The organism is Stenotrophomonas sp. STEN038 (assembly GCF_056759895.1).
This window is the reverse complement of record NZ_JBRRDW010000013.1, coordinates 77,026-102,747: the sequence shown is the minus strand read 5'-3', so window position 1 is coordinate 102,747 and position 25,722 is coordinate 77,026. Positions and strand designations below refer to the sequence as shown.

Annotated in this window: 18 protein-coding genes and 1 riboswitch; of the genes, 13 read left to right on the top strand and 5 right to left on the bottom strand. The window is 64.3% G+C overall.

From position 1 onward, the window contains the following. From ACVOLS_RS07795 to ACVOLS_RS07785, 3 genes are all read left to right on the top strand, one after another. A partial coding sequence (locus tag ACVOLS_RS07795; RefSeq protein ID WP_481545146.1) for an isopeptide-forming domain-containing fimbrial protein occupies positions 1-1,306 on the top strand: 1,306 nt, incomplete at its 5' end. Then, the gene (locus ACVOLS_RS07790) at positions 1,290-3,812 is read left to right on the top strand and encodes a hypothetical protein (protein ID WP_481545145.1); all 2,523 of its coding nucleotides are present in this window, start codon (positions 1,290-1,292) and stop codon (positions 3,810-3,812) included. The genes ACVOLS_RS07795 and ACVOLS_RS07790, both read left to right, overlap by 17 nt. A 148-nt stretch (positions 3,813-3,960) precedes the next feature. Beyond that, a complete protein-coding gene (locus ACVOLS_RS07785; protein ID WP_481545144.1) occupies positions 3,961-7,401 on the top strand; it encodes a hybrid sensor histidine kinase/response regulator in 3,441 nt (1,146 codons plus the stop codon). A gap of 312 nt (positions 7,402-7,713) precedes the next feature. Here the strand turns inward: ACVOLS_RS07785 and ACVOLS_RS07780 are convergent, their stop codons facing one another. The 3 genes from ACVOLS_RS07780 to acs all read right to left on the bottom strand — a co-directional run bounded on the left by ACVOLS_RS07780 (position 7,714) and on the right by acs (position 11,455). Next, complete coding sequence (locus ACVOLS_RS07780) at positions 7,714-8,322, bottom strand: manganese efflux pump MntP (RefSeq protein WP_481545143.1); 609 nt, start codon at positions 8,320-8,322, stop codon at positions 7,714-7,716. A 9-nt stretch (positions 8,323-8,331) separates the two neighbouring features. Beyond that, positions 8,332-8,494, bottom strand: a riboswitch (yybP-ykoY riboswitch). 222 nt (positions 8,495-8,716) lie between these two features. Continuing rightward, entirely contained in the window at positions 8,717-9,382 is a 666-nt protein-coding gene (locus ACVOLS_RS07775; protein WP_057629262.1) for a response regulator transcription factor, read from the bottom strand. 129 nt (positions 9,383-9,511) lie between these two features. Then, positions 9,512-11,455, bottom strand: a complete 1,944-nt coding sequence (acs, locus tag ACVOLS_RS07770; RefSeq protein WP_481545142.1) for an acetate--CoA ligase — start codon at positions 11,453-11,455, stop codon at positions 9,512-9,514. Positions 11,456-11,694: 239 nt separating this feature from the next. Between acs and ACVOLS_RS07765 the strand changes: the two genes are divergently transcribed. From ACVOLS_RS07765 to bla, 5 genes are all read left to right on the top strand, one after another. Beyond that, positions 11,695-13,128: a DcaP family trimeric outer membrane transporter gene (locus tag ACVOLS_RS07765; RefSeq protein WP_481545141.1), complete on the top strand. Its 1,434-nt coding sequence runs from the start codon at positions 11,695-11,697 to the stop codon at positions 13,126-13,128. Positions 13,129-13,279: 151 nt separating this feature from the next. After that, positions 13,280-13,597, top strand: a complete 318-nt coding sequence (locus tag ACVOLS_RS07760; RefSeq protein ID WP_481535755.1) for a DUF485 domain-containing protein — start codon at positions 13,280-13,282, stop codon at positions 13,595-13,597. After that, the gene (locus ACVOLS_RS07755; RefSeq protein WP_481545140.1) at positions 13,594-15,315 is read left to right on the top strand and encodes a cation acetate symporter; all 1,722 of its coding nucleotides are present in this window, start codon (positions 13,594-13,596) and stop codon (positions 15,313-15,315) included. The genes ACVOLS_RS07760 and ACVOLS_RS07755 overlap by 4 nt, the downstream gene beginning before the upstream one ends. Positions 15,316-15,553: 238 nt before the next feature. Continuing rightward, on the top strand, positions 15,554-17,830 hold the full coding sequence (locus tag ACVOLS_RS07750; protein ID WP_481545139.1) for a TonB-dependent receptor domain-containing protein: 2,277 nt from the start codon (positions 15,554-15,556) through the stop codon (positions 17,828-17,830). 57 nt (positions 17,831-17,887) lie between these two features. Further along, complete coding sequence (bla, locus tag ACVOLS_RS07745) at positions 17,888-18,919, top strand: class A beta-lactamase (protein WP_481545138.1); 1,032 nt, start codon at positions 17,888-17,890, stop codon at positions 18,917-18,919. Between the two features lie 15 nt (positions 18,920-18,934). Here bla and ACVOLS_RS07740 read toward each other — a convergent pair whose 3' ends face one another. Continuing rightward, positions 18,935-20,029 carry a helix-turn-helix transcriptional regulator gene (locus tag ACVOLS_RS07740; protein ID WP_481545137.1) on the bottom strand — a complete coding sequence of 365 codons (1,095 nt, stop codon included), beginning with the start codon at positions 20,027-20,029 and terminating at the stop codon, positions 18,935-18,937. A gap of 274 nt (positions 20,030-20,303) precedes the next feature. Next, the gene (locus ACVOLS_RS07735; protein WP_481545147.1) at positions 20,304-21,065 is read right to left on the bottom strand and encodes a PAS domain-containing protein; all 762 of its coding nucleotides are present in this window, start codon (positions 21,063-21,065) and stop codon (positions 20,304-20,306) included. Between the two features lie 149 nt (positions 21,066-21,214). Between ACVOLS_RS07735 and ACVOLS_RS07730 the strand changes: the two genes are divergently transcribed. From ACVOLS_RS07730 to ACVOLS_RS07710, 5 genes are read left to right on the top strand one after another with little or no spacing between them, the layout of a single operon-like run. Continuing rightward, positions 21,215-22,159, top strand: coding sequence for a proline racemase family protein (locus ACVOLS_RS07730; protein ID WP_481545136.1), 945 nt, complete (start codon positions 21,215-21,217; stop codon positions 22,157-22,159). Then, entirely contained in the window at positions 22,156-23,274 is a 1,119-nt protein-coding gene (locus ACVOLS_RS07725; protein ID WP_481545135.1) for an NAD(P)/FAD-dependent oxidoreductase, read from the top strand. Before ACVOLS_RS07730 ends, ACVOLS_RS07725 begins: the two co-directional genes overlap by 4 nt. Beyond that, the gene (locus tag ACVOLS_RS07720; RefSeq protein WP_481545134.1) at positions 23,271-23,513 is read left to right on the top strand and encodes a (2Fe-2S)-binding protein; all 243 of its coding nucleotides are present in this window, start codon (positions 23,271-23,273) and stop codon (positions 23,511-23,513) included. The genes ACVOLS_RS07725 and ACVOLS_RS07720 overlap by 4 nt, the downstream gene beginning before the upstream one ends. Then, positions 23,510-24,814 (top strand): FAD-dependent oxidoreductase, encoded by a 1,305-nt coding sequence (locus ACVOLS_RS07715; protein WP_481545133.1) that lies wholly within the window; start codon positions 23,510-23,512, stop codon positions 24,812-24,814. Before ACVOLS_RS07720 ends, ACVOLS_RS07715 begins: the two co-directional genes overlap by 4 nt. Continuing rightward, complete coding sequence (locus tag ACVOLS_RS07710; protein ID WP_481545132.1) at positions 24,814-25,716, top strand: dihydrodipicolinate synthase family protein; 903 nt, start codon at positions 24,814-24,816, stop codon at positions 25,714-25,716. The genes ACVOLS_RS07715 and ACVOLS_RS07710 overlap by 1 nt, the downstream gene beginning before the upstream one ends. The last annotated feature ends 6 nt before the right edge of the window (positions 25,717-25,722 follow it).

Genomic DNA, 25,722 nt, shown 5'->3' with positions numbered 1-25,722 from the left:
GCTGACCTACACGCTGACCACGGTGGTGAGTGATGCACAGACCACCGCACCGGTGGTGCTGAGCGACACCCTGGGTACCGGTCTGGCATTTGCTGCCGTGACCGCGCCGGGGGTGTACAGCGCCGTGACCACGAGCAACCCGCTGAGCTTCACCCTGCCGGCCAACACCGTGCCGGGCACCTATGCAGTGAGCTACACCGCCACGGTGACCGCGGCCGCAACCGGCAGCGTGACCAACGCGGTGCTGGGCAGCGGTACCGACAACCCGAGCTGCGGCACGAGCTGCACGACCACCACCCCGGTGGCGGCACCTGCCGTGACCTACAGCAAGTCGGTGGTGTTGCCTGCGGGCAAGACCGAAGTGTCGGTGGGCGATGTGCTGACCTACACGCTGACCACGGTGGTGAGTGATGCACAGACCACCGCACCGGTGGTGCTGAGCGACACCCTGGGTACCGGTCTGGCATTTGCTGCCGTGACCGCGCCGGGCGTGTACAGCGCTGTGACCACGAGCAACCCGCTGAGCTTCACCCTGCCGGCCAATACCGTGCCGGGCACCTATGCAGTGAGCTACACCGCCACGGTGACCGCGGCCGCAACCGGCAGCGTGACCAACGCGGTGCTGGGCAGCGGTACCGACAATCCGAGCTGTGGCGCGAGCTGCACGACCACCACCCCGGTGGCCAAGCCGCTGTTGACCGTAAGTAAGAGCTCGAACCCGGGGAATGGCAGTACCGTCAGTATTGGCGACACCATCACCTACACGCTCAACGTGGTGGTGGAGAATGCGGCACTGTTCTCCGAGGTGCTGCTGACCGATACACCGGACCAGGCTTTGGCGGTCAGCAATCTGCCGGCCGGCTGCGCACTCAATGCGGGTGTACTGATCTGCCGTCTGCCGGCGGGTACGCCGGTGGGGACGCATGCGTTCAGCTATGACGCCGTGGTGCTGCCGTCGGCCAATGGCAAGGTGAACAACGTGGTCGTGGCCTCGAGCCAGGACCCATTCATGCCGACGCCGGAGTGCGATGTCTGCACGACCGAGCACAACGTCAATGCGCCGTTGATCCGCCTGACCAAGACCGCCGGTAGTTCTGACGTCAGCATCGGTGACCTGGTGCGCTATTCACTCACTGTCGAGAATGTTGGCTCCAGCGATCTGGTTGACGGCATCGTCATCGATACGCCGCCGGCCGGCTTCACCTATGTGGAAGGCTCCGTCGTCGTCGCTGATGGTGACAAGGCCGGGATGGTAACCGGCAGCTCGCCGCTGCGTATTTCCGGGCTGGATGGCGTTCTACGGTAAGGCCAAGCTGCGCGGTCGCTACCTGATCACCGCCCAGGCCGACACCACCGAGCGCGATCTGGACAGGCTGTTCAGCGGTTTCACCCAGGCCGACCCACAGGATGTGTTCCGGCGCTTGGATCCGGACCTGTATTACCCGGTCTATGGTGATGACTCCAGCACCTACCGTGACGTGGACACGATGGGCCGGTTCTACCTGCGCGCGGACTGGGACAAGAGCCAGGCGCTGTGGGGCAACTATTCCACCGGTTTCACCGGCACCGAGTACGCGCAGTACCAGCGCTCGTTGTACGGCGCGGCGCTGAACTGGCGTTCGGAAGGTGCAAATGCCTGGGGTGATGCGCAAACCGAGCTGCGTGCATTTGGTTCGCAGGCCGAGACCGCGCCAGGCCACAACGAGTTCATCGGCACCGGCGGCAGCCTGTATTACCTGCGCCATACCGACCTGATGCCGGGATCGGACGTGGTCACGCTGGAAGTGCGCGACCGCACCACCGGTCGCACCGAGACCCGTGTGGTCCTGCAGCGCGGTACCGACTACGAAATAGATGAACTGCAGGGTCGCATCCTGTTGACCCGTCCGCTGGCGCAGATCAGCCGCGAGAACATCAGCACGCTGACCCGCGATGCGCCCTTGGACGGTTTCGAGCAGCGTCTGCTGGTCGACTACGAATGGGTGCCGACCGGGTTTGACGCCGACGATGTGTCCGCAGGCCTGCGAGCCAAGCATTGGTTCGGCGACCACGTAGGCGTGGGCGCCACCCATGTGCAGGAGCAGCGTGCAGGCGAGGACTACACCTTGACTGGCGGAGACCTGACCTTGCAGGCCGGGCGCGGCACCTTCATCAAGGCCGAGTACACCCGCACCGAGTCCTTCGGTGCGCCGGTATTCTTCTCCGACAACGGCGGCCTGAGTTTCATCCAGAACAACGACACCAGTGCCAACCGCAAAGGCGAGGCGAAGGCGGTCGAGGCGCGGGTCAACTTCAAGGAGTTGGGCTGGAGCGAGCAGGACTGGAGCGCCGCCAGTTGGTGGCGGCAGACCACTGCCGGTTATTCGACCGGGCGATACGACAACGGCCTGCCGGTCACCGAATATGGTGCCGAAGTATTGGGCCAGTTCACTCCGACACTGGGCATGTACGCCCGCTATTCGCGTGCCGAGCGCGGTGCCGAGTCGCTTACCCAGGCCCAGACTACCTTCGATTGGCGGCTCAATGACGACAGTACGCTGAGCGCCGAACTGCGCCGGGTAAACGAGGAACGCATCGGCTACACCGCCGCGGGCATGCTGGGCGCAGTCAAGTACCAGCAGCGTATCAACACCTCCGTCGAGCTGTATGGCCTGGCGCAGGTGACGCTGGACGATGACGGCGGCAAGTACGCTGACAATGACGCGCTTACCGCTGGCGGCAAGTACGTTGCCGGCAACAACTCCTCGGTTGGCGCCGAAGCGACCACCGGCGACCGCGGCAATGCGGTCACCATGAATGCCGAATACCGTCTGCACCCTGAGCATGCCATCTACGGTGCATATACCTATTCCACCGACACCACCGCCTACGACTCGCTGTTCTCCAACAACGCGCAGAATGGCTGGACGCTGGGTCAGCGCTGGCGCCTGTCCAACCAGGTCAACGTCTACAACGAAAGCCAGTTCCTGAAAGAACGCGCGCAATCAGGCATCGCCCACACCTTTGGCATGGATTTCTATCCTGCCCAAGGCTGGAACCTGGGGTTCACCCTTTCCAATGGTGAGCTGACCACCGATGCCGGTGGTGACGTGCAACGTCGTGCGGTCAGCGTATCCGGTGGCCGCACCTCGCAGGACACCGACTGGCAGAGCAAGATCGAATGGCGTCGTGACCGCGGTGCCGAGCAGCGTGACCAATGGGTCAGCAGCAATCGTTTGACCCACAAGATCAACGAGAGCTGGCGTATCGCTGCACGCTTCAACTATGCCGACACCGATGACAGGCTCAATCCGCTGGCTGGTGCCAAGTTCATCGAAGGTAACTTTGGTTTTGCTTACCGGCCTTGGAACAGCGAGCGTTGGGCGTTGTTTGGTCGCTATACCTATCTGTACGACCTGGCTTCGCTGGGCCAGCTTGGCGGCGCAAGCTATGACCAGAAATCGCAGGTGCTTTCCTTCGAAGGCGTGTACAAGCACGACCAGCGTTGGGAATATGCAGCCAAACTGGCACGTCGCGAAGGCAGCGTCCGCTATGGCCGAGGCAGCGGTCAATGGCTGGATGCGGCTACCACCTTTGCCGCAGTGCAGGCGCGTTACGAGCTGGTCTACCAGTGGCACGGCCTGGCTGAATATCGCACGCTGGGAGTTACCGACGGTGGTCGCAAGCAGGGTTGGTTGGTTGGTGTGGATCGCGACATCACCCGCAACTTCCGGGTTGGCGTGGGCTACAACTTCACCGATTTCAGCGACGATCTGACCGACTACGACTACAAGCATCGCGGCTGGTTCCTCAACCTGGTTGGCAAGTACTAAGCGGATTCGGGCAACGGGACGGCAGTGCCGCCCCGTTGCTTTAGCCCCAGTGGTGCGGCGGGCGTGAGTCGTGTACGTCAGGGTGGCCGCCGCCTTGATGGCAACGGAATGGCTACACTGGCCCGGCTAAGTCGCACGGGAACTACCCTTGGTCTCCAGCTGGATCCTGCTCCTGGTCTCACTCTGCTATGCCGCGCTGCTGTTCGGTGTGGCCTGGTGGGGTGATCGTCGCCCGCTGTATCCGGACCGCCCGTGGCTGCGGCCGGTGGTCTACAGCCTGGCGCTGGCGGTCTATTGCTCGTCCTGGACCTTCTACGGTGCGGTCGGCTCGGCGGTGCGCTACGGCATCGGCTATCTGCCTATTTATCTTGGCCCGCTGCTGATGCTGATGTTTGGCTGGCGGATCATCGAGCGGCTGGCGCTGATCGCCCGCAGCGAGAATGTCGTGTCCATCGCCGACTTCATCTCCTCGCGCTTCGGCCGCTCGCGGCGGTTGGCGGCGTTGGTCGCGCTGATCGCGCTGATCGGCGTGGTGCCGTATCTGGCCCTGCAGTACAAAGCCGTGGCGATGAGCCTGCAGGTGCTTACCGGCGATGCTGCCGGCAAGGGCTTGCTGACCGATCCGGCGCTGTACGTGGCGCTGCTGATGGCCTTGTTCGCCATCCTGTTCGGCACCCGCCAGGTCGATGCCACCGAACACCACTACGGCATGATGCTGGCCATCGCCGTGGAATCGATGATCAAGCTGTTGGCGATCGTCGCAGTGGGCATATTTGCCTATGTCTGGCTGAGTGATCGCGGCGAGTCGGTGATGCAGTCGGCACGCACCTTGTTTGAAGGCATGCCGCCGGTGGGTTTCGTCTCGCAGACGCTACTCAGTTTTCTTGCCCTGATCTGCCTGCCGCGGCAGTTCCACGTAGCGGTGGTTGAATGCGGCAATGCCGCCGATGTGCGCAGCGCACGCTGGATGTTCGGCGGCTATCTGGTGCTGATCTCGCTGATGATCGTGCCAATTGCTACTGCCGGTGCGGCGATGTTTGGCACCGGCCTGGCCTCGGACGACACCCTGGTGCTGGCCTTGCCGATGTCTGCCGGCAGTACGACCCTTGCCCTGATTGCCTACATCGGTGGCTTCTCCGCGGCTACCGGCATGGTCATCGTTTCATCTATCGCACTGGCGACGATGATCAGCAACGACCTGGTCATGCCACTGTTGCTGCGTCGCAGTGGCGACCACCGCGAGGCCGCCAATGTGGCTTCGCGCGTGCTATGGATACGGCGCATGGCGATCGTGCTGCTGGCACTGGTCGCCTACGGCTATTACCGCGGCAGCAACGACGACACCATGCTGGCCGCCTACGGCCTGATGGCTTTCGCAGCGGTGGCGCAGTTCGCACCGGGCCTGCTCGGTGGCCTGTACTGGCGGGGGGCCAGCCGTCGTGGTGTCGAAACCGGCATGCTGGCCGGTTTTGTGGTCTGGGCCTACACCTTGCTGGTACCGGCGCTGAGCCATGGCGGCTGGCTGGATGCGAGCCTGCTCACGCAGGGACCGTTCGGCATCGGCTGGCTGCGCCCGCAGCAGCTGTTTGGCCTGACCGGCTGGGATCCGCTGACCCACGGCACCTTCTGGTCGCTGCTGATCAATACCGTGACCATGCTGCTGGTGTCGATGCGCTGGCGTCCTGACGTCGCCGAGCGTCTGCGCGCGGCACCGTTCCTCGATCCTTACGCCAAGCGCCCGGTGGTGGCCGGTGACTGGCCGGCGCACGTAAAGGTACGTGATCTGCTGGCCTTGGCCACCCGCGTCATCGGCGACAACCGTGCGCGACGCTCGTTTGGCGAACAGGCGCAGTTGCTGGAGCGCGAGTTCCAGCCCGCCGCTGCCGCCGACCGCGTCTGGGTGCAGTTCACCGAACGTCTGCTCGCCGCATCCATCGGTGCGGCCTCCGCGCGTCTGCTGCTGACCAGCCTGCTGCGCGGCTCGGGCATGGACCTTGGCGAAGTGGTGGCGGTGCTGGACGAAGCAGGGCAGGAGCTGCGCTTCAATCGTGAGATTCTGTCCACCACGCTGGAGAACATCAGCGCCGGCGTCAGCGTGGTCGATCCGGAAATGCGGCTGACTGCATGGAATCGTCGCTACCAGCAGATGTTCGGTTACCCCGACGGCATGCTTTACGTGGGCCGCCCGGTTGCCGATCTGATCCGCTACAACGCCGAGCGCGGCGAGCTGGGTTCGGGCGATACCGAAGTACAGATCAATCGTCGCATCGGTTATATGCGCGCTGGTTCGCCGCATGTGTTCGAACGTACCGGTGCCGATGGCAAGGTGATCGAGTTGCGTGGTCAGGCCTTGCCCGGTGGCGGCTATGTCACCAGCTACAACGACATCACCGACTTCAAGAACGCCGAGCAGGCGCTGCTGGAAGCCAACGAGACACTGGAGCAGCGTGTAACCGAGCGTTCGCAGGCGGCCGAGGCAGCACAACAATCAAAGACGCGCTTTCTGGCCGCGATCAGTCATGACGTGCTGCAGCCTTTGAATGCAGCGCGCCTGTTTGCATCCGCACTGCGCGACAGCCTGCATGAGACCGACGAGCAGCGGCATCTGGCCGAGCGTGTCGATGCTTCCCTGCGCGCGGCCGAAGAATTGCTGGACGGCCTGTTGGACGTGTCCCGACTGGATGCGGGTGGCCTGCGTCCGACCATCAGCGAGTTCGATGCCAGCGTGCTGGTGCGCGAGCTCGCTGCCCAGTACACGCCGGTCGCCGCCGGTCGTGGCTTGCGCCTGCATGTGTTCGCACGTACCGCGTGGGTGCGCAGCGATCGGCGCCTGCTGCGCCGCGTGCTGCAGAACTTCATGGCCAATGCGCTGCGTTACACGCGCAGCGGCCGCATCGTGTTGGCGCTGCGTGTGCGCGGCGACCAGGTCGAATTGCAGGTGTGGGATACCGGCCCAGGCATTCCCGAGCACCACATGCAGCAGATCTTCAACGAGTTCCATCGCTACCAGCAGCCGTTCGACTGGGGTGAGCAGGGCTTGGGTCTGGGCCTGTCGATCTGCCAACGCATCTCGCGCCTGCTCGATCATGGTTTGAATGCGCGCAGCCAGCCGGGCCACGGCAGCATGTTCTCGATCAGCTTGCCGCGGGTTGAAACACCGGCAGCACCGTTGCCGTCGCCGCGTCAGCAGACCGCTTTCGGTGGTGATGATTCACTGGCCGGCATGCGCGTGTTGTGCGTGGACAACGACCAGGAAATCCTCGACGGCATGCGCGCCCTGCTGGGCCGCTGGAAGGTGGAGGTCATTGCCGCCAGCACGGTGGACATGGCGCTGGAGAAGTTGAGCGAGCAGCCCGATGTGATGCTGGTGGATTACCACCTGCACGACAGGCTCGACGGTCTGGATACTTTGCTCGCGCTGCGCGAAGCTGCGCGCCGTCCTTTGCCAGGTGCCTTGCTGACCGCCGATGGTCGCGATGAGCTGAAGCGCATGGCCCGCGAACGCGGCTACCGCGTGCTGACCAAGCCGGTGAAGCCAGCCTCACTGCGGGCCTTCCTGACCGCGTTGAACGACCCGCGCCGACGCTAGCTGCCAGCACTGTAGTGCCGAGCCATGCTCGGCAGGGGCTTTACCAGCATAAAGTCGCCCTCACCCCAACCCCTCTCCCGCAAACGGGAGAGGGGCTTTGAGCAAGAGCGGGATATGTAGTGCCGAGCCATGCTCGGCAAGGGGCTTTACCAGCAAAAGCTGCCTTCACCCCAACCCCTCTCCCGTAAACGGGAGAGGGGCTTTGAGCAAGGGCGACTGCGGTAGTGCCGAGCCATGCTCGGCAGGGGCTTTACCGGGAATGCTCCAGCGCAGCATGGCTGCGCTCTACAGATGGCGCGCCGGCTTCGCGGCTTACGCCGCTCCCACAACAACGTTTGCGGCGGTCAGGTGCTCGTACAGGATCGCGCAGCCGATGATGATCAGGATCGCACCGCCGACGATCTCTGCACGCTTGCCAACCACCGCACCCAAGGCGCGGCCGAGCATGATGCCGATGGTCACCATGATCATCGTGCACAGGCCGATCACCAACGCCACCACGCCGATATGCACGTCAAGGAAGGCCAGGCCGACACCAATTGCCATCGCATCAATGCTGGTGGCGAAACCGGTGGCGGCAAGTGTCCAGAAACTCTTGTGCTGTTCGCCAGGTTCTTCGCCGTCGTTGTCAGCTTCGGTTTCATCGTCGGGCTTCAGGCCGGCGATGATCATGTGCGCACCGAGCACGCCAAGCAGACCGAACGCAATCCAATGATCGAAGGCCTGCACGTACTGTGATGCGGCGCGACCCAGCAGCCAGCCGATGATCGGCGTGATTGCCTCGATGACACCGAAGATCACACCTGCGCGTAGTGCATCAAGCAGACGTGGCTTGCGCATCGCTGCACCTTTGCCAACCGCCGCGGCGAAGGCGTCGGTGGACATGGCGAAGCCAATCAGAAGAATGGAGATGGGGGACATCAGGATTACCGGGTCGGGCGGACACAAACGGCATGCGTCGCGCCCAACCGTAGTTGCGCACGCATGCCGCTGGTCTCGCCAACCGGGTCTGGCTGCCCACACCACGGCGCAACGGCCGAGTATGTTGATGTGGGCGCTTCCAATACTGGAAGCAGGCTACTCCCCAAGGGAGCGCGGATTGTAGCAGCAAGCCAGCGCCGCCGTTTTGTGGGTCGTTTGTAGGAGCGGCGTAAGCCGCGAAGCCGGTGGATTCCGGGCTAGCGGACACAACGCCATTCAGGAATCTGGCTTTTCTGCGAATGCTTGCAGAGCCACACACTCGCTGTCTGCAGGTTCAGTGGTTTCGCGGCTTACGCCGCTCCTACAAAAGGACCGAGCTGCAGCTGCTCGGGGCTCAGTCTTCTTCCGGCGGCAGCACGATGGCGTCGTCGTCGATGGCCAGCTTGCCGGCCATCAGCACCGCCTGGGTGCGGTTGGTGACGCCGAGCTTGCGCAGAATGGCGGTGACGTGGGCCTTGATGGTGGCCTCGGAAACGCCAAGGTCATAGGCGATCTGCTTGTTCAGGCGGCCCACGCCCAGCATCTGCAGGACGCGGAACTGCTGCGGGGTCAGTTCGCGCAGGCGTTGGCCGACTTCGCGTTCTTCATTCGGGGTCGGCGGCACGTTGTGCGCCTCGGCCGGGGCCCAGCGCTCGCCATCGAGGATGGTGCCCAGCGCATGGCCGATGGTGTCCGAATCGGCGGATTTGGGAATGAAGCCAAATGCGCCATGGTCCAATGCGCGCCGCATCACCGTGGCTTCCTCGCGTGCGGATACCACCACGATGGGCAGCTGCGGATGCAGTGAACGCAGGTGCACCAGCGCGTTGAAACCCTGTGCGCCGGGCATGTTGAGGTCCATCAGTACCAGATCGGCATCGGGGTGTTGTTCGGCCAGTGCGTACAGCGCTTCGACGCTGTCGGCCTCCATCAGCTGCACGCCGGGTATGACGCGTTGCACCGCGCCCTTGAGGGCTTCGCGGAACAGCGGATGGTCATCGGCAATGAGGAGGGTAGGCATATGCGATCCAATGCTGAAGTAAGGGGCGTGACGCCCTTCCGGTGAAACAGGATACCGGTACAGATGCCGATCCACGCCCTCCACATGGATCAACAGCCGGGGCACCGTGGTGCCCCGGGCTTGTAACGCTTAGCGAACCTTGCGCTCTTCCACCAGCGATGCGACCACCGATGGATCAGCCAGCGTGGAGGTGTCGCCGAGCTGGTCCGGGGCGTTTTCGGCGATCTTGCGCAGGATGCGGCGCATGATCTTGCCCGAGCGGGTCTTGGGCAGGCCCGGCGCCCACTGCAGGTGGTCCGGCGCGGCGATCGGGCCGATTTCCTTGCGCACCCATGCCACCAGTTCCTTGAGCAGCTCGTCGGTCTGCGCTTCGCCGGCAATCAGGGTGACGTAGGCATAGATGCCCTGGCCCTTGATCTCATGCGGGAAGCCGACCACGGCCGCTTCGGCCACCTTCGGGTGCGAGACCAGTGCGCTTTCCACCTCGGCCGTGCCGATGCGGTGACCGGACACGTTCATCACGTCATCGACGCGACCGGTGATCCAGTAATAGCCGTCTTCATCGCGACGGCAGCCGTCACCGGTGAAGTAGCTGCCCGGGTAGGTGCGGAAATACGTATCGATGAAACGCTGGTGGTCACCGTAGACGGTACGCATCTGGCCCGGCCAGGAATCGCGGATGATCAGGTTGCCTTCGGTGGCGCCTTCCAGCGGCTCGCCGTCAGCACTGACCAGTGCCGGCTGTACGCCGAAGAACGGCAGCGTTGCCGAGCCCGGCTTGAGGTCGGTTGCGCCCGGCAGCGGCGAAATCAGGATGCCGCCGGTCTCGGTCTGCCACCAGGTGTCCACGATCGGGCAGCGTGCATCGCCAACCACGTCGTAATACCAGCGCCAGGCTTCCGGATTGATCGGCTCACCGACGCTGCCGAGCAGGCGCAGGCTCTTGCGCGAGGTGCGCTTCACCGGCTCCTCGCCGTCGCGCATCAGTGCACGGATGGCGGTGGGCGCGGTGTAGAAGATGGTGACCTGGTGCTTGTCGATCACTTCCCAGAAACGCGAGGTGTTCGGGTAATTCGGCACACCTTCGAACATCACCGAGGTGGCGCCGTTGGCCAGCGGGCCGTAGACGATGTAGCTGTGGCCGGTGACCCAGCCAACGTCGGCGGTGCACCAGTAGATGTCGTCCTCGCGCAGGTCGAACACCGCTTCATGGGTGTAGGCCGCGTACAGCAGGTAACCGCCGGTGGTGTGCAGCACGCCCTTGGGCTTGCCGGTGGAGCCGGAGGTGTAGAGGATGAACAGCGGATCTTCGGCGTTCATGCGCTCGGGTTCGCACTCGGCCGGCTGGGTGTCCACCACATCGTGGAACCAGCGGTCGCGCGGGGCCTGCATGTCGACGGCACCACCGGTGTGGCGAACGACCAGCACGGTCTCCACGGTATTGGTGCCGGGCAGCTTCAGGGCGGCATCGACATTGGCCTTCAGCGGCACCTTCTTGCCACCACGCAGGCCCTCGTCGGCGGTGATGATCAGCTTGCTGGCGCAGTCGCCGACGCGGTCGGCGATGGAGTTTGCGGCAAAGCCACCGAATACCACCGAGTGGATGGCACCGACGCGGGCGCAGGCCAGCATCGCCACTGCGGCGTCGACGATCATGGGCAGGTAGATGGTGACGCGGTCACCCTTCTTGATGCCGAGGCTGCGCAGCGCATTACCCAGGCGGCATACGCGCTGGTGCAGTTCGCGGTAGGTAACCTTTTGCGCGGGGCTGTCCGGGCCATCGGCCTCGAACAGGATGGCGGTCTTGTCACCGCGCGTGGCCAGCTGCCGGTCCAGGCAGTTGACGCTGACGTTGAGTTCGCCGTCCTCGAACCACTTGATGCGGAAATCGTCGAGCTGGTAGCTGACGTTCTTGATCTTGGTCGGCTTCTTGTACCAGTCCAGGCGTTCTGCAGCCTTGGCCCAGAACGCATCGGGGTTTTCGACCGATTCGCGGTACAGCTGCTGGTACGTGTTCTTGTCGATCCGTGCCTTCTCGGCGAACGCGGAATCAACGGGATATACATCAGTCATGGCAACCCTCACCTTTGCACTTGTAACCAATGAATGAGCCCTGTCGTGGGACAGGGCCGGGACACCCCAAGTGTGCCGCATCCACCCCACCTCGCGCTGCATCTTCTGTTAGACGATGGTCGAACAGACGCTTGCTTACGACTAATGGCGAATAGCCGGCCGCTGCCATCGCCGCGCACGCTGGCTGCGACCGTGCAACCGGCGCGGACCGTTCGCCAGCCTGGAGAGAGGCAGTCCCAATGAATCGAAACATCCTGAAAACGGCCCGCCGGCCACTTGCCGCTGCCCTGTTCGTCGCGCTGGTCGCGCCGGGCATGGCCTTCGCCGAGACCGCAAAAGAGAAGGCGCTGGAAGCACGCGTCGCCGACCTTGAGCGCCAGGTGCAGCTGCTGCTGTCCACCCAGCAGCAACAGCAGGGTGCCATCGCCCAGACCCAGAGCGAAGTGGTGCAGGTGCGCACTGCACAGGCCGAGCGTGCTGCTGCACCGGCGGTGCCGGCAGGCAAGCAACCAATTCAGCTGACCACCATCACCCCGGGCGCCGCGCCGGGCACCACCTTCAAGGTCGGTGGCTTCATCAAGGCCGATTTCCTCGCCACGCGTACCGGTGACGGCCAGCTGGCTGACGATGCCACCGGCCGCGCGCTGTATCTGCCGGGCCAGACGCCGGTGCACGGCGCCGGTGGTTCGGGCAAGGCCTCGGACGTGGACTACAACGCGCACGCCAAGTTCTCGCGCTTCAACCTCGGCGTGGATCATGTGGCCGAGAACGGCGACAAGGCCGGCGCGATGGTCGAGATGGATTTCTTCGGCAACTCGCTGGGCAACCAGACCGCGACCAACACCTATGGCGTCACCCTGCGCCACGCCTATATGTACTGGAACAAGTGGTTGGCCGGCCAGACCTGGTCCAACTTCATGGACGCGGCCTCGATCCCGGAAGCGGCTGACTTCGTCGGCCCCACCGATGGCGTGATCTTCGTGCGCCAGGCGCAGATCCGTTACACCAATGGCGGCCTGAGTGTTGCCTTGGAAAACCCGGAAACCACCACGCTTACCGGGGCCTACAACCCGGTCACCGGCAAGTGGAACGTGCCGGCGGTTGCCAACTCCGACCGTGGCTCGATGCCCGACCTGACCGTGCGTTACGGTTGGAAGGGTGACTGGGGTACCTTCGGCGTGGCCGGTCTGGTGCGTCAGCTCAAGCTCGACAACCAGACCACCGGTGCCGATGCCAGCAAGGTCGGCGGTGGCGTCACCCTCGGCGGCAAGTGGCTGATGGGCGATGCCGATACCCTGCATTACCAGCTGACCGGCGGCGAAGGCATTTCACGCTACATCGGCCTGGGTATCACCGCCGACGGTGGCTATGACGCCATCCGCGACGAGATCGACGCGACCGGTGTGGTTGCCGGCTATGTCGGCTGGCGCCATGCCTTCACCCCGAAGCTGCGCACCAACCTGATCTACGCACGCAGCGATTACGACAACAACGCCTCCATCACCGGTGACCTGGTGACCAAGAGCGTGCAGTCGATCCGCGGCAACATCTTCTACACGCCGATGCCCAAGGTCGATGTCGGTGCCGAGTTGATGTACGGCGTGCGCGAGATCGAGAACGGCAAGAAGGGCGATATCAGCCGCGTGCAGTTCACCACCAAGTACAGCTTCTGACCCATCCGGTAGCGGCGCTGCAGTAGCGCCGCTACCGCGTCTGAAAAAGTAGTACGCCCCATCTCCCTACCCCCACGGGGAGCACTCATGTGACCGTCAAGGCATCTCCGCATGCCGTGGCGTTCGTATTCCCAACGCCTGGAGAATTCCGATGAATGCTTCCGTCGATCCCCGTGTAGAGCGGATCGCCTCCAACCCGAAATACCAACGGCTGCGCAGTACGCGCAACAAGCTGGGTTGGTTCCTGACCATCCTGATGCTGCTGGGGTATTACGGCTATATCGGCCTGATCGCCTTCGACAAGGCCTTCCTGGCCACGCCGATCGGCCCCGGCAAGATCACCACCGTCGGCATTCCGATCGCCTTGGGATTGATGGTGTTCACCATCGTCATCACCGGCTTCTACGTGCGCCGTGCCAACAAGGAATTCGACAAGTTGACCGATGAGATCGTGGAGGAAGCACAATGATCCACTCCTTCCTGCGAACCGGCACCCTGCTCGGTCTGCTGATCGCCAGCGGCGCGGCCATGGCTGCAGGTGGCGACATCGGCCAGACCGTACGCCAGCCGACCAACTGGACCGCGATCATCATGTTCGCGACCTTCGTGGTGTTCACCCTTGGCATCACCAAGTGGGCCGCTGGTCGCACCAAGTCCGCTTCCGATTTCTACACCGCCGGTGGCGGCATCACCGGTTTCCAGAACGGTCTGGCAATTGCCGGTGACTACATGTCGGCGGCCTCGTTCCTCGGCATCACCGCCGCGGTGATGACCAATGGTTACGACGGCCTGATCTATGCACTGGGCTTCCTCGTCGGTTGGCCGATCCTGACCTTCCTGATGGCGGAGCGCCTGCGCAACCTCGGCCGCTTCACCTTTGCCGACGTCGCCGGCTACCGCTTCCAGGCCAAACCCATCCGCATGTTCGCGGCATCGGGCACGCTGGTGGTGGTGCTGTTCTACCTGATCGCACAGATGGTCGGCGCCGGTGCGTTGATCAAGCTGCTGTTCGGCCTGGACTACTGGATCGCAGTGGCGCTGGTCGGCGTGTTGATGATGGTCTACGTGCTGTTCGGCGGCATGACTGCAACCACCTGGGTGCAGATCATCAAGGCCTGCCTGTTGCTGTCCGGCGTGACCTTCATGGCCGTGATGGTGATGTGGCACTTCAACTTCAGCTTCGAGGCGTTGTTCACCGAGGCGGTGCGGGTCAAGACCCAGATCGCAGCCAACGGCGGCAAGAGTGCGGAGGAAGCGGCCAGTACCGGCTTGGCGATAATGGGGCCAGGTGGCTTCGTCAAGGATCCGATCTCGGCGATCTCGTTCGGCATGGCACTGATGTTCGGTACCGCCGGCCTGCCGCACATCCTGATGCGCTTCTTCACCGTTCCCGATGCAAAGCAGGCACGCAAGTCGGTGCTGTGGGCAACCACCTGGATCGGCTACTTCTACATCCTGATCTTCATCATCGGCTTCGGTGCGATCGCGCTGGTGCTGACCAACCCGGAGTATGCGGACCCGGTCACCGGCACCATCCAGGGCGGCCCGAACATGGCAGCCGTACTGGTCGGCAAGGCCGTCGGCGGCAATATGTTCATGGGCTTCATCTCGGCCGTGGCCTTCGCCACCATCCTGGCCGTGGTTGCTGGCCTGACGCTGTCCGGTGCATCGGCGGTGTCGCATGACCTGTACGCCACCGTGTTCAAGAAGGGCAACCCGGCACCGGGCTCGGAGCTGCGTGTATCGCGTATCACTACCCTGGCATTGGGTGTGATCGCGGTGCTGTTGGGCATCGTGTTCGAGAAGCAGAACGTGGCCTTCATGGTGTCGCTGGCCTTCGCCATCGCCGCATCGGCCAACTTCCCGGTACTGATCCTGTCGCTGCTGTGGAAGGACTGCACCACCCGCGGTGCGGTGATTGGTGGTTCGCTGGGCCTGGCTTCGTCGCTGATCCTGACCCTGCTGTCGCCGTCGGTATGGGTGGACACGCTGGGCAATGCGGCCGGCAGTGCGCCGTTCCCGTACACCAGCCCGGCGCTGTTCTCGATGACGATTGCCTTCGTCAGCATCTGGTTCTTCTCGATCACCGACAAGAGCAAGAACGCACAGGCCGAACGTGCTGCTTACCCGGCGCAGGAAGTGCGTGCCGAGACCGGCATTGGTGCGAGCAAGGCTTCGTCACACTAAGCATTGGTAACGTTTGAAACAACGGCCAGCCTTGTGCTGGCCGTTGTCGTTTGAGTGGTTGGTATCGGGGTTTTCCCTGATGCGGGGCGGGAAGGTGGCTTCCTAAGATGCGGATGAGGGTCCGCATTGTCAGGTCAGCAGTTCCACTTCCAGTCTTCTGCGAGGAACCGTATGCCGTGGGCGACGCTTCTCCAGCGACAACGATCTGGCCAGCATTCCTTCGATCCTGATCAGTGGCGTGGATGTGGTTACCGGCGGTGCCTCCGCCGCCTGGGGTTCGGGCGCGGTTGCAGGCGTGGTCAACGTGCAGCTGGACAGCCAGCTGGTCGGTACCAGGATCGATGTGCAGGGCGGCGTGTCTTCGCGCTCGGACAACCAGAAGCAATACGTCTCTGCCGCCACCGGTTTTGAGATCGCACAGGGCCGCGGCCACATCGTCATTGGCGGTGAGGCGTTGAACAACGACGGCATCATTCCCAAGTCATCGCGGTCATGGCTGGGCCGCACCGCGCAGCTGTCCAATGGCGATGGCACTTTCACGATGAAAGACAACGTGGGTTATGGCAATGCCGCCATTGGCGGTTTGATCACCACCGGCGTGCTGGCCGGGCAGGCCTTCAATCCGGATGGCAGCCTGCGGCCGTTCCCGGGCTATACCGGCGCGTCGCTGATCCAGGGTGGCGAGAGCCCGAGCAATGACGACATCAGTTCACTGATGACGCCACAGCGCCGCTACAACGTGCTGGGCAGGTTGTCGTGGAATCTCACCGACAACACCAGCCTGACCATGGACGTGCGCCACTCGCGCAGCTGGAACCGCTTCCCGTGGTTTGGCGACCACAACCGTGGCACCGGCCTGAAGATCGGCGTCGACAACGCTTTCCTGCCGACTGCCGTGCGCGATGCGTTGGTCGCCGCAGGCGAAACCAGCTTTGGCTTGGGCCGCTTCAACAGCGATTTTGCCTTTCCCGATATCGACTACGACCGCCGCACCACCCAGTTCACCGCGGCGCTGGATGGCGTGGTCGGCGACAACTGGCGCTGGAGTGGCTATTACAGCCACGGCGACAACCAGTCCGATCTGGCCGCGCCGGGTTTCCTGCTGACCAGCAACTACCGCGACGCGGTGGATGCGGTGATCGACCCGGTCAGCGGCAAGCCGGTATGCCGGGTGACGCTGACCAACCCCAACTCCGGCTGCGTGCCGATCAACCTGATCGGCCATGGCGCGCCATCGGCAGAAGCGGCGGCCTATGTAACCGGCACGCCCAAGCGCATGACCAATACCAAGCTCGATGCAGCCGGGCTGGACCTGCGTGGCGAGCCGTTCTCGTTGCCGGCCGGCGAAGTCTCGGTGGCGATGGGGCTGGAAGCGCGCAAGGAACAGATCGACCAGAAGGTGGGTGCGCAGGACCTGACCAAATCGTTCAGTACCTGGAGCTCCTCGCCGATGGCCGGCAGTTTCCAGGTCCGCGAAGCCTTCGCCGAAGTGGCCGCACCGCTGCTGCGCGACATGCCGGTGCTGCGTGACCTGCAGGTCAATGCGGCGGCGCGCTTCAGCGACTACAACAGCTCCGGTGCGATCTGGTCGTGGAAGTACGGCATGACCAACGAGTTCTTCGATGGCTTCCGTGGCCGCTTCACCCGCTCGCGCGATATCCGCTCGGCCAACCTGTCGGAGATGTACACCACCAGCACTACCGGCTGGTCGACCATCAGCGATCCACTGACCGGCACCTCGATCAGCGCGCTGGTGATTGGCGGTGGCAATCCGCTGCTGGATCCGGAGAAGGCCGACACCTTGACCGCCGGCTTCACCTGGGCGCCGGCCAGCGTGCCGGGGCTGATCATGTCGGTGGATTACTTCGACATCGAGATCAAGGACGTGATCACCCAGGTGTCGGCGCAGGAAACCGTACTGCGCTGCATCGCCGGCAACCAGGCCATGTGTGGGCGCATCCAGCGCGATGGCAATGGCGAGATCGAGCGTATCAACTCCAACTACGTCAATCTGGCCGAGTACCGCACCAATGGTGTCGACCTGGACCTGCTCTACAACCTGCCGGCGGCGAAGTTGTTCCCGGCGATGTCGGGCAATTTCCACACCCGCGTGCTGGCGACCTGGACCGACAACCTCACCACCTTCGACGGCAAGAACACCTTCGAGTACGTGACCTCGCAGGGCCTGACCGGCGGCTCCGGTGTGCCACGCTGGCGTGCGAACGCGACCTTCGGCTGGCGCGGTGACCGCTACGGTGCGCAGGCGCGCGCACGCTACATTTCCAGTGGCGTCTACAACAACCAGCTGGTGCTGACCAATGGCAACATCCCGTCCTATGTGTACTGGGACCTGGGTGGCAAGGCGCGCTTCGCGCTGGCGGGCGACAACGAGGTCGAGGTCTACGCCGACATCAGCAACCTGTTCGACAAGAAGTCACCTTTGGGTGCGGTCGGCTCACCCTATTACGATGTGGTGGGTCGTTACTTCACGCTTGGCGCGCGCATGCGTTTCTAGCGATGATGACTGCCGCCCAGTGATGGGCGGCAGTGTTCCGTTTGCAGAGGACTCCATATGTACCAGCATCACCTCCGTCGCTTCCCGTCGCGTCCACGCCTGCGCGCGCTGTTCGTGGCACCGCTGTTGGCCTGCATGCTGCTGCCGGCAATGGCCGCCACCCGACCTGCATCCAGCCAGGGCCTGCAGGTCGAGGCACAACGGCTTGCCGCACAACTGCCTGGCCAGCTGGGTGCTGCCATCGTCCATCTGGAAAGCGGCCGCAGCGTCTATCTCGATGCCGATCGCGCCTTCCCGATGGCCAGCACGATGAAAGTGCCGGTGGCCGTGCACATCCTCAAGCTGGTGGACGAGGGCAAGCTCACGCTGCAGCAGCAGGTGACGCTGGATGCGGAGGATGTCTATCCGGAAATGGGCGGTCCGATGGACCTGCACCTGAGCGCCGGGTCGGCCATCACCGTGCGCGACCTGCTGCATATGATGATCACGGTCAGCGACAACAACGCCACCGACATCCTGATCCGTCTTGGCGGCGGGACCACGGCGGTGAACGCACGCATGCAGGCGTTGGGCATCAGTGGTATGCGCGTGGATCGCTACATCTGGGAACTGCTGGCCAACTACCGCGGCAATGACGCCTCGCAGGCCAAACCAATGGGGCCGGCGGCCTATGCCGAACTGTCGCGCACTGAACGCAGCGAGGAGCTGCGTCGTGGCCACACCAATGCCTGGAATGAAGATCCGCGCGACACCAGCAGCGCCCGTGCGATGGCGACTCTGTTGCAGAAAGTCTGGCGTGGCGACGTTCTGCAGCCAAGCTCAACCAAGCTGCTGCAGGACATCATGCTCGACACCCGCACCGGCAGCGGCCGCCTGCGCGGCATGTTGCCGAAGGAAACCCCGGTGGCGCACAAGACCGGCACGGTGGGGGATGTGATCAACGATGTTGGCGTGATCACCCTGCCGGGCGGACGCGGCCATGCCATCGTCGCCGTATTCGTGCAGTCACGCGCCAGCAGCGAGGATCGCGACGCGGCCATCGCGCAGCTTGCGCGTGCCGCGCATGACTACTTCCTGTTCGTGCCTTGAGTGGTCTTCGTCTGCTTAGCCGGTGACGCTGAGCAGGCGCACCAGCTGCGCACGATGGCCAACGTCGAGCTTGCGGTAGATAGCGCTGATCTGGCTCTCGATGGTCTTGCGAGAGCGCCGCAGGTGATTGGCGATCTCGTCATTGCGCATGCCGTTGAGCACCAGTTCGGCGACGCGGGTCTCGGTGGGCGAGAGCCTGGACCACATCGGTCGGGTGACCACAGCAGGTGCGGCCGTCACTGATTGCAATGGCGTCAGGCGCAGCAGATACATCGGATAGAGCCCGTCTGCCTGCAAGCGACCCTGCAGGCCGATCCGCAACTGTGCAGCGGGCAGGTCCAGCACTTCCCGTGGAAGCCCAGCGTCGCCGAGCTGGCTCTCTTGGCGCAGCCAGCCGCGCAGTGCCGAAGCGACGGTGTCGGGGAAGCGCACGCGCTTGCCGGTTTCGTCCAGCCAGCCCGCGCATAGCAGCTGCGCCGCAGGCGACTGGCTGATCAGGTGCAGCTCATGGTCGAGGATGATGTCGGCCTGGCTCTGTCGGTCGAGCAGTGCCTGATAGATGCTGCGCCGTTCAAGCCGCATCGAACGCACGCGCTGCAGACCAGCTTCCATCAGCTGATGCAGTTCACCGAGGAACTGCTGGTGGGCGTCGGTGATCTGCTCCTGGCCGGCCTGCATGCGGATGCTCAACACCGCGTCCAGTCCTTCACCGCGCCAGAATGCCATGTGGATGAATTCGTTCCAGCCGGGCGCCGGATTCTGTGCGCGTAGCCGCAGCCGGGCCTGTGTGTCGGTGGAGGCGATCTGCGACAGCGTGTACCAGTCGATGCGCGGATTGCGCTGCAGATAGGGAGCGGCTACGTCGAGGCTGCGTAGCGGGCGCGCATCACCGGCTGCGCTGGCACCAAGGAAATGCAGGCTGCGCTGTGGTTGGTAGGTACCGTTGATGTCGTACATCAAGGTGCACGAATGGCAAGGCAGGTGTTGGACGACCAGATCCACGCAGGCACGCCACAGCGAATGCAGGTCCAGTGCCTGCAGCAGGCCACGCTTGGCCTGCACGGGGCAGGCATCGGGGTTTGCTGCAATGTCGTGTTCGCGTCCCAGCATGGTGCGGCGTATCTCCGGGCAATAAAGCGCAGCAACCGTGGTCGCTGTGATCCCCCTCACTTTCTGCCGCAGCGTTTCCGGCGGGGCATGGACCCTTCTAGCACCCGCTCCCGCGCGCAGGCAAGCGCGGCCCGCGGGGGAGCGCAGGACAGAGTGGCAAGTGATGTTGGTCCGGAGCGAAGGTGAGCGCATCGCGCCAGCCCGGCGGTAGTTGCAATGCACGGCCCATCTGGCCGCAGCCAGAGCAGGCCGATGCACAGGCGGCGATACCGGATTAAGCGGTGCTTGCCAGGCTGGCGTCGGTGGGCTCGGTCATGCCAAAGCTGTCATCCAGGGCACGGTACTCGCTGGGGGTCATGCCGACGGTAGCCTTGAACTGGCGGGCAAACGCGCTCTGGTCGTTGAATCCACAGCGCTGACCGATGCGGGCAATGCTGCCATCGCCACGCAGCAGGCGCATCGCCATCTCGATGCGCAGCTTGATGATGTATTGCTGTGGGGTCAGCTGGAACACGTGGCGGAAATGCCGTTCCAACTGGGCCAGCGACATGCCGGCCAGCTCGGCCAACTGCGGCGTGCGCAGGTTGGCCTCGAAGTTCAGCTGCATGTAAGCCACCAGTTTGTCGAGCTGGGCAAAGGCCGAATGGCGGCTGTTGGGTTTGCCGAGATCGCGCGAGACGCCCATCAGGCCGCTGATCGCCCCATTGCTGTACATGGGCCGCTTGAGGGTAAGGCACCAGCCCGGCCGCCGGTTCGGATACAGGTGAACTTCCAGCCGGTCAGCGATCGGGTCGCCGTTCAGGACCTGCTGGTCCTGCAACAGGTAACGATTGCCAAGCGGCGACGGAAATACCTCAAGCGGCGAGCGCCCGATCACTTCGCCACGCTTCTTTTTGCCAAGACGCTGCACCAGGGTGAGGTTGCAATGGGTATAGCGTCCCTGCCGGTCCTTGACGAAGAACACGGTATCGGGGAGAGCGTCGAACAGGTGCTGTACGTCGCTGGAGGAATGTTGTGCGTCCAAGGGCATCGTCATCGCGGTGGCGGCCTTCAAGGTGGCGTGCGGCCGATCCTAGCGCATGCCGGGAGCCGCTGTCGCAGCGTTTCCGGGCTTGTGCCGAATTCCGCATGAGCGCGCTGATTCGCCTGCTATTCGGGCTTTTGCTGCGATGGGAGCATGCTCACATGCACCGTATCGACATCATTGATTCGCATACCGCAGGCGAACCCACCCGGGTTGTGCTGGGCGGATTCCCCGACCTCGGCGGCGGCAGCCTGCGCCAGCGGCGCGAACTGCTGGCCCGTGAATTCGACCATTGGCGGGCGGCACTGGCCTGTGAGCCACGTGGCTCGGACACCATGGTCGGGGCGCTGCTGCTACCGCCCGAAGACGCATCGGCCTGCACCGGGGTGGTCTTCTTCAACAACGTGGGCTACCTGGGCATGTGCGGGCACGGCACCATCGGCGTGGTCCGCACCCTGGCCGAGCTCGGCCGCATTGGCCCGGGCACGCATCGGATTGAAACACCGGTCGGTATGGTGGGAGTGGAGCTGTTCAGCGATGGCCGAGTGGCGGTGGACAACGTCGAGAGTCGCCGTTACCTGCATGACGTGGTGGTCGATGTACCAGGCCATGGCAGCGTACGCGGCGACGTGGCCTGGGGTGGCAACTGGTTCTTCATCACCGCGCAGAGTCCGTGCGAACTGAGCCTGGCAAACCAGCGCGAGCTGACCGCCTATACCGAAGCCATCCGGCTTGCGCTGGAGCAGGCCGGGATCAGCGGCAGCGATGGGGTCATCGACCATATCGAGGTCAACGCCGCCGCACCCGATTGCAGTGGGCAGATGCGCAATTTCGTGTTGTGCCCGGGGCTGGCCTACGACCGCTCGCCGTGCGGCACCGGAACCAGCGCCAAGCTCGCCTGCCTGGCGGCTGACGGCAAGCTGGCCGAGGGCGAGAGCTGGCTGCAGCAAGGCATCCTCGGCAGCGTGTTTGAAGGCTCCTACCGGCGTGGTGTAGACGGCATCCTGCCGCGCATCAGCGGCCAGGCGTGGATCACCGCACGCGCCACCATGCTGATCGATCCGGCTGATCCGTTCGCCTGGGGCATAGGCAGCGCGCAGGCATGAGCAGTAGCAGTCAGCATGACCTGATCATTGTCGGCGCCGGCATTGTCGGAGCCGCCTGCGCGGAGGCGGCAGTGGCTGCTGGCCTGCACGTGGCGGTGGTGGAATCAGGGGTGATCGGTGGCGGTGCCAGTGCGGCGGCGATGGGACATCTGGTGGCGATGGATGGCGATCCGCACGAACTGGCGTTGTGCACCTACTCGCTGGCGCAGTGGCAACGCTGGGCTGCTTGGCCGCAGGCCGAGTACCAGCGCTGCGGCACGCTATGGGTGGCACGCAGCGACGAGGAATTGAAAAGTGTCGCTGCACGCGTCGATGCGCTGGCGGCAGCCGGGGTTGGCGCGCAGGCGGTGGACGCGCGTGCGTTGTACGAACTTGAGCCGAAGCTGGCTACCGGCATGTGTGGCGGGATGCGGGTTGGCGGCGATGCGGTGGTCTATCCACCACGCATCGCCTGGCGGCTGATCGCCGATGCCTGCCGTGATGGTGCGCAGCTGTTCGGTGGTGTGCGCGCCAGCCGTCTGGTCGAGCGTGGCGTGCTGTTGGCCGATGGCCGTGTCCTGCATGGGAAAGTGCTGGTCGCCACCGGCACTGCGTTGCCCGAGCTCCTGCCGGAGTTGCTGATGCGCGCGCGCAAGGGCCAGCTGGTCATTACCGACCGCTACCGGCCGATGCTGCGCCATCAGCTGATCGAGATGGGCTATGCCGCGGCGGCGCATGGTGGAGACGCTGCCAGCGTGTCCTTCAACGTGCAGCCACGCCCGAACGGACAACTGTTGATCGGTTCCTCGCGCGAATACGACGCGACCAGCAGCGATGTGTCGCCGCTGCTGCTGCAGCGGATGCTGCAGCGTGCATTCGAATTCGTTCCCGCATTGCAGGGCCTGCAAGCGCTGCGCAGCTGGTGTGGATTCCGCCCGGCAACGCCGGATGGGCTGCCCTATCTGGGTGCGGTACCCGGCCGTGATGGCGTCTGGGTTGCGGCAGGCCATGAAGGGCTGGGGATTACCGCTGCGCCTGGCAGTGCGCGCTTGGTGATTGACGCTTTGCTTGGGAACTCGCCGGCGCTGGCGTTGACGCCATATCTGCCGGATCGGGCATCGCAGGTGATGCGATGAGCCACGTGGTGTTGAGCGTGGATGGCATGCGCGTGGAAGTCGCCGATGGTGCCACCGTCGCGGCTGCAATTGCCCAGGTCCGCAATCGCTTTCGGCTCTCGCCCAGTGGCCAGCCGCGGGCGCCGCTATGTGGCATGGGCGTGTGCTTCGAGTGCCGGGTAAGCATCGGCGCCGAAGAACAGGTTCGTGCCTGCATGGTGTTGGCACGGCCGGGTATGCGCGTGGAGACGCAACGATGAAGCGTCTGGATTTCGACCTGTTGGTGGTTGGCGCGGGCCCGGCTGGCTTGGCCGCGGCGCATGCGGGTGCGCGGCGCGGCGCCAAGGTTGGGCTGGTGGATGCCCAGCCGCGCGCAGGAGGCCAGGTCTGGCGGCATGATCTGCGTTTTGGTGTGCCGGCAAGGGCGCGCACGCAGATCGATGGCCTGCAGGCTGCGGGTATCGAATGGCTGCCTGGGCATGAGGTGGCGATGGCCGAGGAGCATTGCCTGATCGCAGCACATGCCGACGCGGCGGTCGCCCTGCACTGGCGCAAGCTGGTGATCGCCACTGGTGCACGCGAGCTGCTGTTGCCGTTCCCGGGTTGGACCTTGCCCGGCGTCAGCGGTGCCGGCGGTCTGCAGGCCCTGGCGAAGCAGGGCTGGCCGGTGGCCGGCAGGCGGGTGGTGGTGGCGGGCAGTGGACCGTTGCTGCTGGCTGCCGCGGCAACGCTGAAGCGCCACGGTGCCGAGCTGGTCGGCATCCATGAACAGGTGGACGCCGCGCAGCTGCGTGGGTTTGCCCGCCAGCTGTGGCGCTGGCCACGCAAGCTCGCTCAAGCCGCCCTGCTGCGTGCAGGTCTGGCGGGTGTGCCGTGGCACAAGCGCAGCATCGTGCGTGCCGCGCACGGCGTTGGTGCGTTGTCCGCAGTCGACGTGGAGTTTGCCGATGGCCGTTGCGAACGGGTCGACTGTGATCTGTTGGCGGTGGGCTGGGGACTGGTACCCAATATCGAACTGGCGCGCATGCTTGGCTGCGAGCTGGACGCGTCATATACCCATCCCGTGCTGCGGGTGGATCAACGCCTGCGCAGCAGCCACGCCGACATCCATGCCGCCGGTGAGGTGATAGGTGTCGGTGGCCGCGATTGCGCGCACCTTGAAGGGGCGATGGCGGCCTGCTTTGCACTGGGCGATGAGCGCGCCGGCGAAGCGTTGCGGGTGCGTCGTGAGCACGAACGCGCATACGCGCGCCTGTTGCAACGCCATTTCGTCACCGACGCCAGGGTCCATGCACTGGCAGCGGACGACACCCTGGTATGCCGCTGCGAGGACGTTCCATTGTCGGCGATACGCGAACACCGCGATCCGCGCCAGTTGCGGCTGGTTACCCGCTGCGGCATGGGCGCCTGCCAGGGCCGGGTCTGCGGCGCCGCGCTGCGCGAGCTGCAACTGGCTACACCCAACACTTCCCCCACGGCCGTGCGGCCACCGTTGACCCCGGTCACGTTGGCGGCATTGGCGGATGTTTCCTTCGACGAAAACGGAACAGGTACTTCTTGATGAGCAATGCAGAATTCTGGCGCGGCGTATTGCCGGCCATCACCACCCCTTTCACCACCGCTGGTGATGTCGACCACGTCTTCCTGGCCGAGCATGCGCGGCAACTGGTCGATGCCGGTTGCAGCGGTCTGGTGCCGCTGGGCTCGCTGGGCGAGAGCGCAACGCTGAGCTTCGATGAGAAGGTCGCCATCGTGCGCACCCTGGTCGAGGCGGTGGGCGCACGGGTGCCGGTCGTTGCCGGCATCGCCGCGCTATCCACGCAGGAAGCCATCGCGCTGGCGGCGGCAGTCAAGCAGGTGGGCGCCCGCGGCCTGATGGTGCTGCCGCCTTATGTGTACTCCAGCGATCGCCGCGAGATGGGCGACTACATCCGCGCCGTCATCGCCTCCACCGACCTGCCGGTACTGCTGTACAACAATCCGATCGCCTACAAGACCGACTTCAGCCCGGAGCAGATCGCCGAGTTCGCCGCTGAGTTCCCGCAGGTGCAGGCGATCAAGGAATCCTCGGGCGATGTACGTCGGCTGGCTGCGATCAAGGCCTTGCTTGGCGAACGTCTGGTGCTGCTGGTGGGTGTGGATGACCTGATCGTGGAAGGCATCGCGATGGGCGCCGAGGGCTGGATTGCCGGTACCGTCAATGCCTTCCCGGCCGAAGCCGTGCAGCTGTTCGAGCAGGCACGCGACGGTGGCTATGCGGCTGCGCGCGAGCTGTATGAGTGGTCGTTGCCATTGCTGCGCATGGACACCGTGCCCAAGTTCGTGCAGCTGATCAAACTGATGCAGGAGCGTGTCGGTCTGGGCAGCGAGCGCGTGCGCGCGCCGCGACTGGTGGTGGAAGGTGCCGAACGCGTGCAGGCGCTGGCGCTGATCGACCACGCCATCGCCACCCGCAAGCGCTGAGGTGGA

What these genes read in the sequence shown, in the direction of transcription:
- ACVOLS_RS07760 (WP_481535755.1), top strand. Translation starts at nt 13,280, where the DNA reads ATGAATGCTTCCGTCGATCCCCGTGTAGAGCGGATCGCCTCCAACCCG.
- ACVOLS_RS07710 (WP_481545132.1), top strand. Translation starts at nt 24,814, where the DNA reads ATGAGCAATGCAGAATTCTGGCGCGGCGTATTGCCGGCCATCACCACC.
- ACVOLS_RS07715 (WP_481545133.1), top strand. Translation starts at nt 23,510, where the DNA reads ATGAAGCGTCTGGATTTCGACCTGTTGGTGGTTGGCGCGGGCCCGGCT.
- ACVOLS_RS07775 (WP_057629262.1), bottom strand. Translation starts at nt 9,382, where the DNA reads ATGCCTACCCTCCTCATTGCCGATGACCATCCGCTGTTCCGCGAAGCC.
- ACVOLS_RS07725 (WP_481545135.1), top strand. Translation starts at nt 22,156, where the DNA reads ATGAGCAGTAGCAGTCAGCATGACCTGATCATTGTCGGCGCCGGCATT.
- ACVOLS_RS07790 (WP_481545145.1), top strand. Translation starts at nt 1,290, where the DNA reads ATGGCGTTCTACGGTAAGGCCAAGCTGCGCGGTCGCTACCTGATCACC.
- ACVOLS_RS07730 (WP_481545136.1), top strand. Translation starts at nt 21,215, where the DNA reads ATGCACCGTATCGACATCATTGATTCGCATACCGCAGGCGAACCCACC.
- ACVOLS_RS07780 (WP_481545143.1), bottom strand. Translation starts at nt 8,322, where the DNA reads ATGTCCCCCATCTCCATTCTTCTGATTGGCTTCGCCATGTCCACCGAC.
- ACVOLS_RS07740 (WP_481545137.1), bottom strand. Translation starts at nt 20,029, where the DNA reads ATGCTGGGACGCGAACACGACATTGCAGCAAACCCCGATGCCTGCCCC.
- ACVOLS_RS07735 (WP_481545147.1), bottom strand. Translation starts at nt 21,065, where the DNA reads ATGACGATGCCCTTGGACGCACAACATTCCTCCAGCGACGTACAGCAC.
- bla (WP_481545138.1), top strand. Translation starts at nt 17,888, where the DNA reads ATGTACCAGCATCACCTCCGTCGCTTCCCGTCGCGTCCACGCCTGCGC.
- ACVOLS_RS07755 (WP_481545140.1), top strand. Translation starts at nt 13,594, where the DNA reads ATGATCCACTCCTTCCTGCGAACCGGCACCCTGCTCGGTCTGCTGATC.
- ACVOLS_RS07765 (WP_481545141.1), top strand. Translation starts at nt 11,695, where the DNA reads ATGAATCGAAACATCCTGAAAACGGCCCGCCGGCCACTTGCCGCTGCC.
- ACVOLS_RS07720 (WP_481545134.1), top strand. Translation starts at nt 23,271, where the DNA reads ATGAGCCACGTGGTGTTGAGCGTGGATGGCATGCGCGTGGAAGTCGCC.
- acs (WP_481545142.1), bottom strand. Translation starts at nt 11,455, where the DNA reads ATGACTGATGTATATCCCGTTGATTCCGCGTTCGCCGAGAAGGCACGG.